Origin of the sequence: Lactococcus termiticola, from assembly GCF_003116835.1 — a bacterium.
Lineage (GTDB): Bacteria > Bacillota > Bacilli > Lactobacillales > Streptococcaceae > Lactococcus > Lactococcus termiticola.
The window spans coordinates 1-15,837 of record NZ_BFFO01000014.1 but is presented as its reverse complement, the minus strand read 5'-3'; the positions used below and the strand labels follow the sequence as shown (position 1 = coordinate 15,837).

Here is a 15,837-nt window from a genome sequence, read left to right as displayed (position 1 = left end):
CCTTTCTCCGCAGCGAAACGACAGTGCTTGACCCCACAAATTTCAGAAGCGCTCAAGGTCTTCCAAAATCCCAATAAATTTTCACAATCAAATGAGAAAACACTATAAAAACCCTAAATAATGTGTTATAATGGGTTGTAAAATCTAAAATTGTCATAGGAGAAAACATCATGGCTCGCGAATTTTCACTTGAAAATACACGTAACATCGGTATCATGGCTCACGTCGATGCCGGTAAAACAACAACAACCGAACGTGTCCTTTACTATACAGGTAAAATCCACAAAATCGGTGAAACTCACGAAGGTGCATCACAAATGGACTGGATGGAGCAAGAACAAGAACGTGGTATCACTATCACTTCAGCGGCTACAACTGCCCAATGGAAAGGTAACCGCGTAAACATCATCGACACACCAGGTCACGTTGACTTCACTATCGAAGTACAACGTTCACTCCGTGTCCTTGACGGTGCCGTAACAGTACTTGATGCTCAATCAGGTGTTGAACCTCAAACAGAAACTGTATGGCGTCAAGCGACTGAATACGGTGTTCCACGTATCGTATTTGCTAACAAAATGGACAAAATCGGTGCTGACTTCTACTACTCACTGTCAACACTTCATGACCGTCTTGGTGCAAATGCTCACCCAATTCAAATTCCAATCGGAGCTGAAGATGACTTCGTAGGTATCATCGACTTGGTATCAATGAAATCAGAAATCTATACTAACGACCTTGGTACAGATATCAAAGAAACTGAAATCGGTTCTGATGAATTCGCAGCTGAAGTCTCTGCTCTTGGCTTTGACCCAGAAGAATACAATGCTAAAGCAGCTGAATGGCGTGAAAAACTCATCGAAGCAATCGCTGAAACTGATGAAGAAATCATGGAAAAATTCTTTGACGGTGCAGAAATCACTGTTGACGAATTGAAAGCAGCTATCCGTAAAGCAACCATCGCTGGTGAAATCTACCCAATGCTTGCAGGTTCTGCCTTCAAGAACAAGGGCGTTCAAATGATGCTTGACGCTGTCGTTGACTACCTTCCAAGCCCAGTTGATATCCCAGCCATCAAGGGTACACTTCCAGGAACTGAAGAAGAAGCTGAACGTCCAGCATCTGATGAAGAACCATTTGCAGCCCTTGCCTTCAAGATCATGACTGACCCATTCGTTGGACGTCTTTCATTCTTCCGTGTTTACTCAGGTACATTGGATGCTGGTTCATACGTTATGAATACTTCTAAAGGTAAACGTGAACGTATCGGACGTATCCTGCAGATGCACGCCAACACACGTCAAGAAATCCAGACCGTATACGCTGGTGACATCGCCGCTGCTGTAGGTCTTAAAAATACAACAACTGGTGACTCATTGACTGACGAAAAAGCTCAAATCATCCTTGAGTCTATCAACGTTCCAGAACCAGTGATCCAATTGATGGTTGAACCTAAGACTAAGGCTGACCAAGACAAGATGGGTGTTGCCCTTCAAAAGCTTGCTGAAGAAGACCCAACATTCCGTGTTGAAACTAACCCTGAAACTGGTGAAACAGTCATCTCTGGTATGGGGGAATTGCACTTGGACGTCCTCGTTGACCGTATGAAACGTGAATTCAAGGTTGAAGCAAACGTTGGTGCGCCACAAGTTGCTTACCGTGAAACATTCCGCGCTTCAACTCAAGCACGTGGATTCTTCAAACGTCAATCAGGTGGTAAAGGTCAATACGGTGACGTATGGATCGAATTCACACCTAACGAAGAAGGTAAAGGATTCGAGTTTGAAAATGCCATCGTCGGTGGTGTTGTCCCTCGTGAATTCGTACCAGCCGTAGAAAAAGGTTTGATCGAAACAATGGCTAACGGTGTCCTCGCTGGTTACCCAATGGTTGACATCAAAGCTAAACTTTACGATGGGTCATACCACGATGTCGACTCAAGCGAAACAGCCTTCAAGGTTGCCGCTTCACTCGCGATGAAAGAAGCTGCTAAATCAGCTGCTCCAGCCATCCTTGAACCAATGATGAAAGTAACTATCACTGTTCCTGAAGAAAACTTGGGTGACGTTATGGGTCACGTGACTGCTCGTCGTGGACGTGTTAACTCAATGGAAGCACACGGTAAATCACAAATCGTTAACGCATTTGTACCGCTTGCTGAAATGTTCGGTTACGCCACTACACTTCGTTCAGCTTCACAAGGACGTGGTACATTCATGATGGTATTTGACCACTATGAAGATGTTCCTAAATCAGTCCAAGAAGAAATCATCAAGAAAAACGGACGTGGCGGCGAAGAATAATTCTTTGCTTGCTGATAAGAAAAACAGGGCCTTGGGTCCTGTTTTTTCGTGCTCTTTTGGGGCGCTACGTTCCAGCCCTTCCGCAGAGAATGCTGTTGGCCGCAAGCAGCCCGCTTCGCTGTCCCATTGCTAAAGTTCGAGACCAACAGGTCTTGAACTTTTCCTCTTCACAGCATTTCTGCGGAAGGGCTGAAACTCCACTTGTGCCATTTTGAATAAAAAAATGGACTTGCTTTCCTGATTTTTCACATAGACAGTTTAATAGTGCCGCCATCATCCCGTTTTGCATAGGAGGGAGGAGTGAATGTGGAGAGGAAGCCTAATATTCCATACCAAAATGGCAGAAGTGGGAGTGGAAGAAATCTGGCCAAAGCACTGTGGGGAAAGGCAAATGCAGAGACCGTGAGGGCTCTGCATTTAGCAATGAAAGCAAAGCTTTGCTTGCGTGCCCCCCCCCACAGTGCTTTGGCCAGATTTCTGGAACGGACACGACCCATGAGAAAGGCTTAAGTTTGATTGTTCGGAAATAGCGTGTTATAATAAGGTTAAACAAAAGAAAGTCGGTTCTCCTATGAAAAGAAACGAACGTTTGATTGATTTTACTAACCATCTGATCAATCGGCCTAATCAGATGCTCAATCTGAATCAGCTCAGCAAGCACTATGAGGTTGCCAAGTCCTCTATTTCTGAAGACCTGGTCTTTATCAAGCGTGTCTTTGAGCGGCAAGGCATCGGTAAGGTTGAGACTTTTCCAGGGAGTCTGGGCGGGGTTAAATTTAGTCCGGACGTGACAGATGAGCTGGCCAAGCAAAAGGCTCTGGACATCATCAAGCTCATGGAGGAGGACAATCGGATCCTGCCTGGTGGTTATATTTATTTGTCTGACATTTTAGGCACGCCGAAAAATCTAAAGAGCATCGGACAAATCATTGCCCATGAATATCTGGGCAAGGATGTCGATGTGGTCATGACCATCGCTACCAAGGGCATCCCGATTGCCCAGGCTGTCGCCGAAATCCTGGACGTGCCCTTTGTCATTGTCCGCCGGGATGCCAAGGTCACTGAAGGGGCAACCCTCAACGTCAACTACACCTCGGGCTCCAGCAGTCGGGTGGAAAACATGACCCTCTCAAAACGCAGTCTCTCCATCGGCCAGCGTGTCCTGATTGTGGATGACTTTATGAAGGGGGCCGGGACTATCAACGGCATGAAGAGCCTGGTCCATGAGTTTGACTGCTTCCTGGCCGGTGTCGCTGTCTTTCTGGAAGGGCCTTTCAGAGGCGAACGCCTGGTCGAGGACTACAAGTCGATTCTCCGGGTCGACTCGATTGATGTCGCCAACCGCTCGATTGATGTGAAGCTGGGGAATATCTTTGATAAGAATTTGGATTTGTTTGAGGAGAAGAAGTAGGGGACTGCTTCTTCAGGGAATGCTGAGGCTACAGGTCTTAGCTTTTCTTTTCCTTAAACAAAAAATTCAGACCAAAGCCCTAGGAAAAGCAAAAATCTTGCGTTATAATAGAAAGAAATCCCGGAGGGGCTAAGATGGCAATCAATAAGGAAAAAGAAATGAAGGTCGTCGACACCACCTTCAACATCATACTGGTTTTTAAGAGCCTTTTTGCCCTCTTTGAAACGCTGGCAGGAGGGGCCCTCTTCTTTGTCAGTCCTGGGCAGATCAATGGGGCCATCAGCTGGCTGACGGGAGGTCGAGTGCACGAGCACCTGATTGCCCATGCCATGCAACATTTTGGCTCGGGGAGTCTGGCTAGCGTCCAGCTGATGGCAGCGGCCTATCTCTTCATTCACGGCGTGGTCAAGCTTCTGACCCTGGTCCTCCTTTGGAAGCGGGTTCTCTGGGCTTATCCGCTCTCGATTCTGGTCTTTGTTGGCTTTATTGTCTACCAGACCTATGAGCTCGTCAGCAAGCACTCGATGGTCATGATTTTCGTGATTATCGTCGACATCCTGATGATTGTCCTGACCTGGATCGAGTATCAAAATATGAAGGTCAGCTTGCAAAAAGAGAAGAAACAAATCCCTGTTCGGTAATGGCAGGGTTTTATTCTGCTCTTTGGGCTCGTTTCGTTCCGGAAATCTGGCGAAAGCATAGTGGGGCCACCTATGTGGCTGTCGCCACTACGCTCTCCATGCTCGCTAGACTGCTAAAGCAGTCAGTCGCATGGGACAAGCGAAGCCTTTGGCTTCCATGTCTAAAACTGAAGACCGCTAGGGCTTCAGTATTGCCTTGTTCCACTATGTTTCGCCGGATTTCCGGAACGAAACTAAGTTATTCTTTATATCAAAAAATCCCTGCCAATCTGACAGGAACTTATTTTAATTTATCAAAGAAATCTTATTTAAAGGCCAAATCCTTGCCTTAACAACACCGAGGATATTTGACCGCTCAAAGGAGCCGACGGCCCGGCTGTCAGATGAGACAATCCGGTTGTCGCCCATGAGGAAGTACTGACCTTCAGGGACCTTGACGCTGAAGACGGGGTTGCCGGTGCTGTCAACGGTAAAGGCTCGGGCCTGCTGGGCGAGGCCGACGAAGAAGCTACGTTGGCTCTCTGGCAGGGCATTGGTGATCGGGTAGCTAGCGTAGGTCTTCTCCAGCTCTCCGCTGGCTAACTGCTTCTTGAAGTCGTCCAGGTAGGGCTCTTTGTACTCCTTGCCGTTGATGGTGAGCTTATCGTGGTTGAAGTTGACGGTGTCACCGGGCATGCCGATGACCCGCTTGACGATGTCCTTGTCGCTTTCTTTGGCGACGACGATGTCAAAGCGTTGAGGTGTGGCGGTCTTGATCAAGACCATCCGCTCCCGGTCAGCCAGGGTCGGGTCCATCGAGTGGCCGTCGACCAGGACCAGTGTCCAGACGAAGATACGGCTTAAGATAAATAGGACGATGATAAGGACGGGGATGGTCCATTCCTTGAGAAAGTCTGTGAAGCCGTATTTTTTCTTTGCAGTTGAAGTCTGTTCCATAAAAATTCTTTCTATTGACCAGCGATTTTCATCGCTTTTTGAGTATTGGCAAAATGAAGTTTGGCGTATTGGCCGAGCTCGTCGCCTGACTGGAGGATTTGAGCAGCGACCTTGTCGCTCTTGCTCCCCGCCCCGCTAGGGAGCTCAAGAGCAGCGAGGCTTGAGAGCTCTTTGAGGCCTTCTAAGAAGAGAAAACGGGCAATGACCGAGCTGGTCGCCACGGCCAGATACTGGCTTTCTGCCTTAGGCAGGAGGCTGACTTGTCCTGCGACCTGGTGTTTTTCCTTTTTCAGGTACTTGTTATAATTTTTCTCGGTCGTAAAGGCATCAATGATGATGGCCTTGGCGGGTCTGGCAATCCGCTTCTCCAGGAGGTAGATGGCCTGATTGTGCAGGGCTACCTTGATGGAGACGGCGTTGTAGCCAGAGGCGATGACCTCGTTGTACTTGCTCGGCGAGACGGTCAGAGGCAGGTGCTTGATTCGCTCCATGACCTGGTCGGCGATTTCAAGGATATGCTTGTCGGTCATCTTTTTAGAGTCGTCAACGCCCAGCTTTTTCAGCCAGGCGACATCATCTTCTTCTATAAAAGAAGCAACCACGACCAGTGGGCCAAAGTAGGAGCCATTGCCGACCTCATCAGTCCCGATGATAGGGGCCTGAAAGTCAGGCTTGTTAGCCGTCTCGTGACCAAAGGCCTTGGCGGCTGACTCAGCTCCCGAGCCTTGAAACATGACCTTGCCAGAGCTATAAATACTGACGCTGGTGCCGTTGTGCTGGGCGAAGAAGCTGATATATTGGTTGTTTGACGTCTTTTGAAATTTGCCCCAGTCGGCCTTGACTTTTTCGATTGCTGCTGGAGAGAGTTTTAAGACGACATTCATAGTGTTATTATAGCACAAAAAAAAATCCTTGACAAAGCAAGGCAGGGTATGGTAAGATGTTAGACGGTATTGTTTACCCCATTTTTGTGGCCCCGGAACCCAAAAATACTCTTCGACAGCTTGTCGATCGTAAACAAAAAACTAAGAATAGGAAAACACACATCATGATGAAAACAACTTACATGGCTAAGCCAGGTGAGGTTGAACGCAAATGGTACGTGGTTGATGCCACTGATGTACCACTTGGACGTCTTTCAACCGTTGTCGCTGCTACACTCCGTGGCAAAAACAAACCAACCTTCACTCCTTCAGTAGATACTGGTGACTTCGTTATCGTTATCAACGCTGAAAAAGTGAAATTGACTGGTAAGAAAGCTTCAGACAAGATCTACTACAGCCACAGCCTTCACCCAGGTGGACTTAAGTCTATCTCAGCTGGTGAACTCCGCGAAAAGAATGCTGTCCGTTTGATTGAAAAATCAGTGAAGGGTATGCTTCCACACAACACTTTGGGTCGTGCACAAGGCATGAAGCTTAAAGTATTTGTAGGCGCTGAACACACTCACGCAGCACAACAACCTGAAGTCCTTGACATCTCAGGTCTTATCTAAGGAGGGAAGGTAGAATATGGCACAAGTACAATATGCCGGCACTGGCCGTCGTAAAAACTCAGTTGCACGTGTACGTCTCGTACCTGGAACTGGTAAAATTATCGTTAACAACCGCGATGTAGAAAACTACATCCCACACGCTGACATGCGTTTGGTCATCAACCAACCATTTGCAGCGACACAAACTGAAGGCGCTTATGACACACTCGTAAACGTCAACGGTGGTGGTGTATCAGGTCAAGCCGGAGCTATCCGTCACGGTATCGCCCGTGCCCTTCTCCAAGTCGACCCTGACTTCCGCGGCTCTTTGAAACGCGCTGGTCTCTTGACACGTGACGCCCGTATGGTTGAACGTAAAAAAGCCGGTCTCAAGAAAGCCCGTAAAGCTTCACAATTCTCAAAACGTTAATCAGAACCGCTCTGTATCAACGTTTGTGGCTGTTTCTGGTGCAATCTTGGTGCAATTTGGCTCGTTGAGCCAGTTATATCAAGGAGTTCCAGACACACAAATTATTCTGATAAAGAATTCAAAAAATCTAAAGCATCGGCATCCTGCTGGTGCTTTTTTTCTGGCATCAAAGTCAAGTAATAATTTTGTGTGGTTTGAATATTTGAATGCCCGAGGCGTTGGCTAATGTAGTCAATGCCAATTTTGTCATTTGAGAACAAGAAGCTTGCGTGAGTATCTCTCAGACCATGAAAAGTGGTCTGTGCAAGCCCTAAACGATTGAGTAACCTTCTTAGTTTAGCGGACTGTTGGAAGCCGTCAGGGTCAAAAATATAGCCGTTTTCCTTTACCTGAACTGTCTTTACAAGGTCATAAACTTCTTTGTTGATTGTCACGCGACGGCGTGATTTTTTTGTTTTGAGTTCCGTATCTTTTGAAGTCGGGCTGATGGATTCCCGAATCAAAATAGCATTTTCTTCAAGATATTCAGGTCTAAGCCCCAGCAGCTCGCCGCGACGAGCGCCAGTTTCTAAAGCCAAAAGAACCATAATCTCAAAGTCGTTGCGATGACTTCTCAAAAGATAAGAGCGCAAAATTTTCATGTCGGTTATTGATAGAGCAATATTTTTCTTCTCAGCTTCCTTGCCACGCGTTTTGACAAGCGTGCCAAAGTCGGTAGCAAGAAGACCGTGAGCGTAAGCATAGTGGAGAGCAGTTCTGATTTTCAGAAGTACTTCCATTGTGGTTTTCCGAGAATGATTTTCAGCATATTCATCAATTTTGGATTGAACGAGTAAATCGTCAAGTTGAGAAATTTTTGTCTCTTTGAACAGATTTTTCACGATTGGGATAACGTGGAGATAATTTTGATAGGTGGTTTCTCGGACATCATTTTTCTTTACATTCTTGACCCAATTTTCAAAATAGACAGCGAAAATTTGATTTCGACTTTTAAGATTTATTCCGATATTTTTTGCGAGTTCACTTTCAAGAGCCCACTTTTTGGCATCCTCCTTTTCTTCAAAGGTTTTTGAGATTCTGGCATTGTCGCCAAATTTTGAAGTTGAAACAGTAACGCGCCATTTTTTACCGCGCTTAGTAATTGTTGCCATAATATTTATCAGCTTTCTATAAAAGTAAAGTTGATAGCAGGCAATGAATACAAATCTATTTTATCGCATTCATGCCAATTCTATCAACTTTTTAGATTAACCAACAAGATGGTTTTTGATGAAATGATTGATTTCTTCAAGCGTATAGCGCTCTTGATTACCAATCATAAAACGTTTGAAATCGGAATTTGCACGGATATACTTATCAAAAGATTTTGGGTCAATACCCAGATACTTTGATGCGAGTTCACGTGTTAGTAGATAAGGGTATTGGCTATCAGTCTTTTGGTTCATCCGTTTTCCCCTTTACAAAGTTGTATCTTTTGGAATCAAGGTAGATTTTGAAAAAATAACTTTTATCAAATACATAGAACAGTAAGTCTGGGTATTTTTGTGCAATTAAATCCGTGAAGTCAGCAAATTCTTTCAAATTTGAGTCATGCATGATTTCATAGACTTGGAGCAATAAGTCGGGATTGTTCTCCGCCAAGAACTTATCCAATTCAAATCCTGCCCCTGATTCAATATCCTCAACATTGTAAGGAGTTTTCTCCGGGTTCTCTGCATGAGTAAAGTAGTCATACATTCCTTTTGGACTCATCACAACTTCAACGTGCGCAGGACCGTTGAGCTTATCACTAATCAGGTCAGATACCTGCGAGTAACTTTTAAGTGAGTCAAAGAAGAATGCGCCGTGTTTATGAGCTTTCTTAAATCCTCCCGTTGAGCGGTTGACATCCTTATCATGCCAAGGACTTAAAATGAAAGGCACATGAAGTTCCTCAAGAATATTCAGATAGTCTTCAGGAGCTGACTCTTGATAGAACAGGAAAGCCCATTTATTTGACCTCTGTTCTTTCTTGGTTTTTTGTGTCATAAAAAAATACCTCCACTTATCAGGACAAATTTTCCAGATTCTCGGAGATATGTTTATTGATTACTGGATGAATGGGGTCGTAGTAACCCATTCATCCAAATAAAAAGTGGCGCTTGTGGCTCTCACTTCGTGAGCCACAGCGCCACCCATATGTTAGCGTTTTGTTCCAATGAACCACATGGAATTTTTAATCCTATCAGGAGCAGAGAAAAAGTAATCAGGGTTACGACTTGAGGTTTCTTCTCTTATTTGAGATTCCATCTCTTTGAGTATCTTTTGAGATTGTTGTGAATTAGGGACCTTGATAAAGATGATGATTTTATTTGTGCTCACATCAATAACGCATTTTCGAACGGCTTTGTTGAAGTTGTTGTAAATCAAGTTGATTGACTGTACTTTCTGCATTTCTATGGTTTTTTCTGTGCGTTCGCTTTGAACCATAAAATGCCTAAAGTGGTAAGTTTGCCAGATTGATTTGAAAATATTCCATATAGAATCATCTTTGGCTTTTACAAATACCCCAATAGCTAGAAATATAGCTAGAAGCGTAAATGTGAATGTCTCTGCTAAGTTTAACCAAGATGAGAGAGAAATGGAGATTTTTTCAACCTGCAAGAATAGAGTGAAGGTAGCCGCACTCTCTTTCTCAATAATGTAATTTAAGAGACGTAAAAGCAAATTCGCAATGACTTCAAATGCGAATAAGGCGAATAGATTTTGGATGAGATTAAAAGTCTTGATGAGGTAGGTCTTTTTCATAGGATTCCTTTTTTCGTATAGTAGGTGGGACAAAGTAACGGTAAAACTTGGAAGGGGTGTTCATTATCAATGATCTGGATTAGCCCTGTTCCTAGTCCAGCGGGGATAACAATTCCCTCAGGATTGAGGTCAGGAAATAAGAATTGAACGGTTTTATTGTTAATATTACCAATTTGAATATTGACATTTAGCTGTTCTCGAACAGATACAGGGATAGAGTTGTAGTCAAAACGTTGGCTGACAAGCAATAAATGAACCTTGGTTGCTCTCCCCAAAAGAGCAATTTGTGAAAGCAATGAGAAAAATGAGTCTTTGATTGCCTTGTTTGTGCCCTCACTGAGTGCAAGTACTTCATCAATTACAAGCGTCAAGTGGTCAAACTTATAATCAGAGTTTTCAAATAGAATACCTTGCCGTGTATAAATCAGGTCAAGAGCCTGACTAAGTTTCTCGTTTATTTGTGAGACAAAATCAGATTTTGAGCGATTCTTTTCAGGGTGGATAACGAGAACATCATTTTCTCTTGCCCATCTACTCGGTGTATCAAACTTAGGGTCAATAATTATCAATTCTGAGATTGATTTGAGCATACTCAGAAAATAAGTTAAAGCATAAGATTTTCCGCTGCCAGAGTTCCCTGCAATAGCAATGGAGGTTACTTTATTGTAGTCAACAGATAGATTTTCCATAATAGGAATAACTGAACCAGTTTGAGAAGCGGCGAAAGAATCTAAATCTGGAATGATGAGGCGTTTGCTAATCCCCTTTTTCCAAGGGAAATAAAGTGCTCGCTGTGTATGGATATCAGGGCTATCGAGTGGAACAAAATAAGCAGAATTTTGCTTTAGAACGGTATAACTCGGATACAATGCAGCGTTAGCAATCAGAAAAATTTTCTGATAAAGGCTATCATCAATTACATAGGATGAAGGCAGACGAGGAATGAATAAGAATCCATGCTCGCCAACTTTTACATCAAATGAGTTTGTATAACTTGTTTCGCCCTCTATTTGGCTACCAAGAGCCATATTGAGACATTGAAGCAAGTATTGTTGGCATTCTTTGTAGGACATTATTTGACCTCCTTCAGATTGTCAGCTTTAAAATAGACGTTATACGATACTTCACAAGCTTGAATGTTGTTAAATGAGACAACAGCGAGGAAAGGAGGGAGCTTGACTTGTTCCTCAAATTTCACTTCAAAAGGTGGAAGTCCAGCTTGAGCAAACCATGCTTTGTATGCTTGAACTTCGTCTGTGCGCTTTCCGTCTTCAAATTTCATTTGAGGCTCAAGTTCAAGACTGAGTGAATGAATGGGTTTTGAGCTATCTAAGATTTGTTCCGCAAGAGTTACTGAGTAGCCACCGCCACGACGTGAATTAAATTTCATAATGGATAAATCTCCTTATATTAAAAATATGTGATAGATAATAGGCTCAATTTAAAGTCGAGAGCTAGACTTCAATGAACTAGGGACATTGTTTTTACCTCCTATACTTATCAGGACAAAAAAACTACATTCTCGGAATTTCGTTTTGAATGACCTATTTTAAGAGGGATATGAGTGTTTCCTGTGCGCTGTCAAAGTATTTTCTTATCGTCTTACCATCTCGTCCGAGTTCTCTTGCAAGTTGGGCAAAAGACTTTTTTTCAAGTAATCGGCCTAATAGTAAATGTTGCTCAAAATCATCGAAAGTTTGAATTACTTGGATTGGATTAAGTCGTTCAGCTTGCTCTTCTTTTTGGATTAAGGATTCGAGAGGATTGAGCGTATTATCGGGCAAAATATTTTCAAGTTCTACTGATGAACCACCTGTTCTGTCTATAACCCAGTTAGTGCTGAGTATTCCGTGTCTACGGTCATTTCTTTCAGCATTTAGTAAAGGTTGGTCAAGTAGCTTCAAGACTTCAACCCAATCTCCACGTTTTGCAGCTATATCGATTTTTTCATCGCGTTTGTCTTCGATTTTCTTAGACATAATGTTCCTCTTTCTCGTCCAAGGACGGAAAGAAAACAAAAATCAAAGGAGAATTGAAGCCGAAAAAAGCACATCAAAAACGGCGAAACAATAAACGTTTGGTTGAAAATCTGTGTGATTTTCAATTTTTGTTTTAGTTCCGTCCTATTCTGATGCGCATCATATTGGACTATTTATAATTATTTACAAGATATTTTTTATCTTGTATGATATAATTTTACTGTATTAAATAGGGAAGATAAAATGAATATATTTATAATAAACGCTGTTAAATAAGGGTTTTATAAAAATAAATAAAGAATAATTGCTGTTAAATAATGAAAAAATAGAGGATATAGGGAATGGAAAAGAAATGCTACACTGTTTTAGAAATTGCACAAAGAGGCAAGGAAAAATTTGAAATAGACCTAAAGGATACGAGGGCGCTAGAAAAACAAATTCGTCTTGTAATAAGGCGTGAAAATATTCAACCCATTGACAAGAAAAAATCAACGCCTAGAGCTCGAAATGATGCCAATGCTTACTCAGAAGCAGATAAAGATAGAATACTTGACGATTTTCTCTTTGATTATTTAAGAAATATGTCTAATAATGAAGCGGTCAAAAAGTTTAAGAGTAGCGCCGAGTACCAGAAAATGGCAGATGAGGCAAATGAAAAGTATCTTGAAGAACTGGAACGTTGGATGCAAGAGGAAGCTTACCGCGCGAATTATGGCAATTTTCCAGAGCAGGAAAAATTGACGGAGTACTCTGAGGAGGTCAAGAAGGAAAAGGATAGAATGGTTCGGGAAGCATTGTTTAGTTCATACATATCCTCCGAAGGAGACTTGGAGTCGGTTGAAACTCTTAGTAAAGCAGCGTACTTGTCTCAAGTTTTCGTTTCACAATTTGTCACAGAAAGGCTATTTTCAGAGTTGTTCGATTTTGAGATGGATGAATTTGTGAGAGATGCAGATAAATCTAACTATATTGCCCAAAATTCAATCGGTGGAGATTTTGGAGTGGAGGAAATGAAGCTCTTTGATAAGTTAAGTAATTGGAGAAATTATGTTTCCTTGAAACGGGAATAAACGAAATTAAATTGCTTATCACTTTAACTATGCTTTTTTTCCAAAAAAAGACGAATAAAAAAAGATTGAACTAGAATTTGCCGTGTGGCATTTGATATAATAGAGTTAACAAATTCACTAGAAAGCCAATAAAGGTACCTTGTAACGGAAGCAGGGGGTAAGCCTAATTTGATTGCTACCTTGGCGAAAAATATTGCTTTGGTTGATTCTGAAAGTGAGTTATATGAAATCGTCAAAGAAATTGCGGCAGATGTTGGGATGTTCTGGCAGCATTTCAAAGAGTACGCGCAACTATTTGATATAAATGAAATCGAAGTATCAAGGGGAGCAAGTGCCAAGAAAGTTGATAATCGAAAAGCTAATTTTGAGAAATCTGACTTTGAGATTTTACTTGCGAATATCGTTGATAAATAAAAATCAGCTCATTTGATAATGAACTGATTAGGTGTATTCATTTTCTGCTATCTTGGTGCAAGGCTGGTGCAATTCGAGTCCAAATGTATCATTTTTTATCCATGTTCATGAATTTCTGAAAACCATGAATGGCTTAACCACAAGGATTTTGAAGGATAGGAGATGATATAGAAGGACTGAATATTCCTCAAAACGTTAAAATATTGCATTTTATCATTTCAAGCACTTGCTTCGGCGAGTGCTTTTTTATTTCTATGAAATTTAAGCTTTCGTCCAGAAAAGCCTTGACGAACATTTTTGTAAGTAGTAAAATTGACATAAAGTTTAACGTTAAACCTATCTAAAAACAATGCTTATCTAAACAACGAAAGGCTAGCCTTTCTCTTGTACTGTGTACAAGAGAAATATTCCTAGCTGAGAAGTTCCATGACATCATGATTGATAGTGATTTTTCTTCGTGATTTCTTTGTTTTTAACTCATATTTCTTAGAAGGGTTTTCGTAATATACTGGAAGTAGTAAATATTTGACAAGGAGCTTTATTATGGCTAATGAAAATGCGCTACAGAACGAAGCTATAAAAGACTTTGACTTCGAAGCAATGGAAACAGAGCTTTCTGAGCAATTTGAAAATCAAATTGCAGATTTGGAAGTGATAAAGGAACAGCGTGATAAAATTGGAACGCCAGAAGGTTTGGCAAATGCAGTGATTGCTGCTGCTGTGGAAGGATTTAATAATAATCTTGCACAACAGCTTGGCGAAGATTTCATTCGTAATAATGGGGGTTTGAACCTTGATTTAAGCAGGGGTGCACACTTCCAAACCCTGGACAATTTTTCCCATGGAAAATTTGCAGAGCACAATGCACATGCTGGCGAATATCGGCAAAAGTATGAAGCCATGCAAAGCAACTTTGAAAAAGATGCTCAGGGGAATATCAGATATCATACAGACCGCTCTGGGAAAACTAAAGAAAATCTTGTTAAAGGGGCTCGGACACCCTATGATAAGAATAGACCGAGTGGTTCAAAAGAGCGTGGGACAGATATGGATCACACTGTGTCAACAGGAGAGCTGGCGAGGGACCCAGCTGCTAATTTGTATATGTCGGAAGATACAAGAATTGCTTTTGCAAACAGTCCGCAAAATCTCAATGAAATAAATAGTTCTTGGAATAGATCTAAAGGGGATTTGTCAATGAAAGATTGGCTGTACCATCCCAATGCCAACGGCCAAACACCAAAAGAGATTTGGGGAATTACTGATGAACAAGAAAAGGCACTAATAAAGAAAGATAATGAAGCTAGACAAGCCAAACAAAATGCGGAACAACCAGGAAAAGACGAGATAGAAGCTCAGGGCAAAGCTTCCCGTCGTGATGAAGGCATGCGGATACTAAAAGGTGCAGGAAAAGCAGTTCTGATGTCTTTGTTGGCAGGTTTTGTCAAGGAAGTTCTAAAAGAATTGATTATTTGGCTCAAAGAAAAAGGGCGGAAACTGAATACTCTGATGAATCATTTCAAATCTGCCTTGTCAAACTTCATTAGCAACCTGAAAAAGAACCTTTTCCAATCTGCGAGAACGGCTGTGACGACAGTTGTAACCGCAATCTTTGGAGAGGTCGTAACAGTTATTAATAAAGCTATTACCTTCCTCAAACAAAGCTGGAAAACCGTGAAAGATGTCATGACTTATATGAAAAGTCCGAAGCACAAGCGAGAGTCCTCAGCTGAGATGATGTCAGGAATTTCAAAAATTGTAGTTACGGGGCTTGCGACAGTTGGAACCATCGCTTTGAGTGAAGTGGTTGGTAAAGGATTAGTTGCTGTTTTTCCGGCGTTAGCTGTTGGTGGAATTGCAGATATGATTGGGCTATTGATCAGTGGGATAGTGATGGCAATTATTAGTACGCTCATTATGAAGCAGATTGATAAGTTTATTGCCAATAAACTGAAAGAAGGATCGTCTAAAAAAATTATTGCTAAACAAAATGAAATTTTAAATACTCAAGAAAAACAAATTGCTGTGGCTGGAGCCAAAATAGAAGTAAAGAGTAGAAATATCCAAAATTTCATTCAGCAGACTCAAGAAAACGCTGGGGCAGCACTCAAAAGGATTTCTGACAACGACAATATAGAAATCTCGAAGATAGATTTTATATCTGAAAATAAAAGTGAATTAGATAGACAACAAAAAGAACTAGATAGTCTATCTAAGATATTGGATGATTTGTTGTGAGATTTCCAGACGTAAGAGATAATGGTATGACATTAAGTCAAGAAACTGGACACCAAAATGGGTAAATTACCTTTCTGCCTATGCGGCTAATTTTTGTTGTTTATGTTCAAATTCATTGGGCGTTAAATAATTGAGCCCTTGATGAATCCGATTT

General features: G+C 42.0%; 17 protein-coding genes. 8 read left to right on the top strand and 9 right to left on the bottom strand.

Features of this window, described 5'->3' with window-relative positions; genetic code table 11:
- The first annotated feature begins 170 nt into the window (after window positions 1-170).
- The 3 genes from fusA (at window position 171) to NtB2_RS08045 (ending at window position 4,355) form a co-directional block, all read left to right on the top strand.
- Entirely contained in the window at window positions 171-2,303 is a 2,133-nt protein-coding gene (gene fusA, locus NtB2_RS08060) for an elongation factor G (RefSeq protein WP_109246439.1), read from the top strand.
- Window positions 2,304-2,874: 571 nt separating this feature from the next.
- Complete coding sequence (gene purR, locus NtB2_RS08050) at window positions 2,875-3,714, top strand: pur operon repressor (protein WP_109246437.1); 840 nt, start codon at window positions 2,875-2,877, stop codon at window positions 3,712-3,714.
- A gap of 134 nt (window positions 3,715-3,848) precedes the next feature.
- A complete protein-coding gene (locus NtB2_RS08045; protein WP_109246436.1) occupies window positions 3,849-4,355 on the top strand; it encodes a DUF2127 domain-containing protein in 507 nt (168 codons plus the stop codon).
- 285 nt (window positions 4,356-4,640) lie between these two features.
- Here the strand turns inward: NtB2_RS08045 and lepB are convergent, their stop codons facing one another.
- Together lepB and rnhC are read right to left on the bottom strand one after the other, a co-directional pair.
- Window positions 4,641-5,291, bottom strand: a complete 651-nt coding sequence (gene lepB / locus NtB2_RS08040; protein ID WP_109246435.1) for a signal peptidase I — start codon at window positions 5,289-5,291, stop codon at window positions 4,641-4,643.
- A gap of 11 nt (window positions 5,292-5,302) precedes the next feature.
- The gene (gene rnhC, locus NtB2_RS08035; RefSeq protein ID WP_109246434.1) at window positions 5,303-6,175 is read right to left on the bottom strand and encodes a ribonuclease HIII; all 873 of its coding nucleotides are present in this window, start codon (window positions 6,173-6,175) and stop codon (window positions 5,303-5,305) included.
- Between the two features lie 164 nt (window positions 6,176-6,339).
- On the opposite strand from rnhC, the gene rplM reads away from it, so the two are divergent.
- Both rplM and rpsI read left to right on the top strand, forming a co-directional pair.
- Entirely contained in the window at window positions 6,340-6,786 is a 447-nt protein-coding gene (gene rplM / locus NtB2_RS08030; RefSeq protein ID WP_109246433.1) for a 50S ribosomal protein L13, read from the top strand.
- A gap of 16 nt (window positions 6,787-6,802) precedes the next feature.
- Window positions 6,803-7,195, top strand: coding sequence for a 30S ribosomal protein S9 (rpsI, locus tag NtB2_RS08025; protein WP_109246432.1), 393 nt, complete (start codon window positions 6,803-6,805; stop codon window positions 7,193-7,195).
- Between the two features lie 101 nt (window positions 7,196-7,296).
- Here rpsI and NtB2_RS08020 read toward each other — a convergent pair whose 3' ends face one another.
- From NtB2_RS08020 to NtB2_RS07990, 7 genes are all read right to left on the bottom strand, one after another.
- Window positions 7,297-8,346 carry a tyrosine-type recombinase/integrase gene (locus NtB2_RS08020; protein WP_109246431.1) on the bottom strand — a complete coding sequence of 350 codons (1,050 nt, stop codon included), beginning with the start codon at window positions 8,344-8,346 and terminating at the stop codon, window positions 7,297-7,299.
- A gap of 96 nt (window positions 8,347-8,442) precedes the next feature.
- Window positions 8,443-8,640 carry a helix-turn-helix domain-containing protein gene (locus NtB2_RS08015; RefSeq protein WP_109246430.1) on the bottom strand — a complete coding sequence of 66 codons (198 nt, stop codon included), beginning with the start codon at window positions 8,638-8,640 and terminating at the stop codon, window positions 8,443-8,445.
- Window positions 8,624-9,223: a replication protein gene (locus tag NtB2_RS08010; RefSeq protein WP_109246429.1), complete on the bottom strand. Its 600-nt coding sequence runs from the start codon at window positions 9,221-9,223 to the stop codon at window positions 8,624-8,626. The genes NtB2_RS08015 and NtB2_RS08010 overlap by 17 nt, the downstream gene beginning before the upstream one ends.
- Before the next feature lie 153 nt (window positions 9,224-9,376).
- Complete coding sequence (locus tag NtB2_RS08005; protein WP_109246428.1) at window positions 9,377-9,982, bottom strand: hypothetical protein; 606 nt, start codon at window positions 9,980-9,982, stop codon at window positions 9,377-9,379.
- Window positions 9,979-11,055, bottom strand: a complete 1,077-nt coding sequence (locus NtB2_RS08000) for an ATP-binding protein (RefSeq protein ID WP_109246427.1) — start codon at window positions 11,053-11,055, stop codon at window positions 9,979-9,981. The genes NtB2_RS08005 and NtB2_RS08000 overlap by 4 nt, the downstream gene beginning before the upstream one ends.
- A complete protein-coding gene (locus NtB2_RS07995; RefSeq protein WP_109246426.1) occupies window positions 11,055-11,372 on the bottom strand; it encodes a hypothetical protein in 318 nt (105 codons plus the stop codon). The genes NtB2_RS08000 and NtB2_RS07995 overlap by 1 nt, the downstream gene beginning before the upstream one ends.
- 154 nt (window positions 11,373-11,526) lie before the next feature.
- Window positions 11,527-11,961: a sigma-70 RNA polymerase sigma factor region 4 domain-containing protein gene (locus NtB2_RS07990; protein ID WP_109246425.1), complete on the bottom strand. Its 435-nt coding sequence runs from the start codon at window positions 11,959-11,961 to the stop codon at window positions 11,527-11,529.
- A gap of 341 nt (window positions 11,962-12,302) precedes the next feature.
- Between NtB2_RS07990 and NtB2_RS07985 the strand changes: the two genes are divergently transcribed.
- The 3 genes from NtB2_RS07985 (at window position 12,303) to NtB2_RS07975 (ending at window position 15,683) form a co-directional block, all read left to right on the top strand.
- On the top strand, window positions 12,303-13,031 hold the full coding sequence (locus NtB2_RS07985; protein WP_109246424.1) for a hypothetical protein: 729 nt from the start codon (window positions 12,303-12,305) through the stop codon (window positions 13,029-13,031).
- Between the two features lie 168 nt (window positions 13,032-13,199).
- The gene (locus NtB2_RS07980) at window positions 13,200-13,445 is read left to right on the top strand and encodes a hypothetical protein (protein ID WP_109246423.1); all 246 of its coding nucleotides are present in this window, start codon (window positions 13,200-13,202) and stop codon (window positions 13,443-13,445) included.
- Between the two features lie 543 nt (window positions 13,446-13,988).
- Window positions 13,989-15,683, top strand: a complete 1,695-nt coding sequence (locus tag NtB2_RS07975; protein WP_109246422.1) for a cation diffusion facilitator family transporter — start codon at window positions 13,989-13,991, stop codon at window positions 15,681-15,683.
- Window positions 15,684-15,837: the final 154 nt, after the last annotated feature.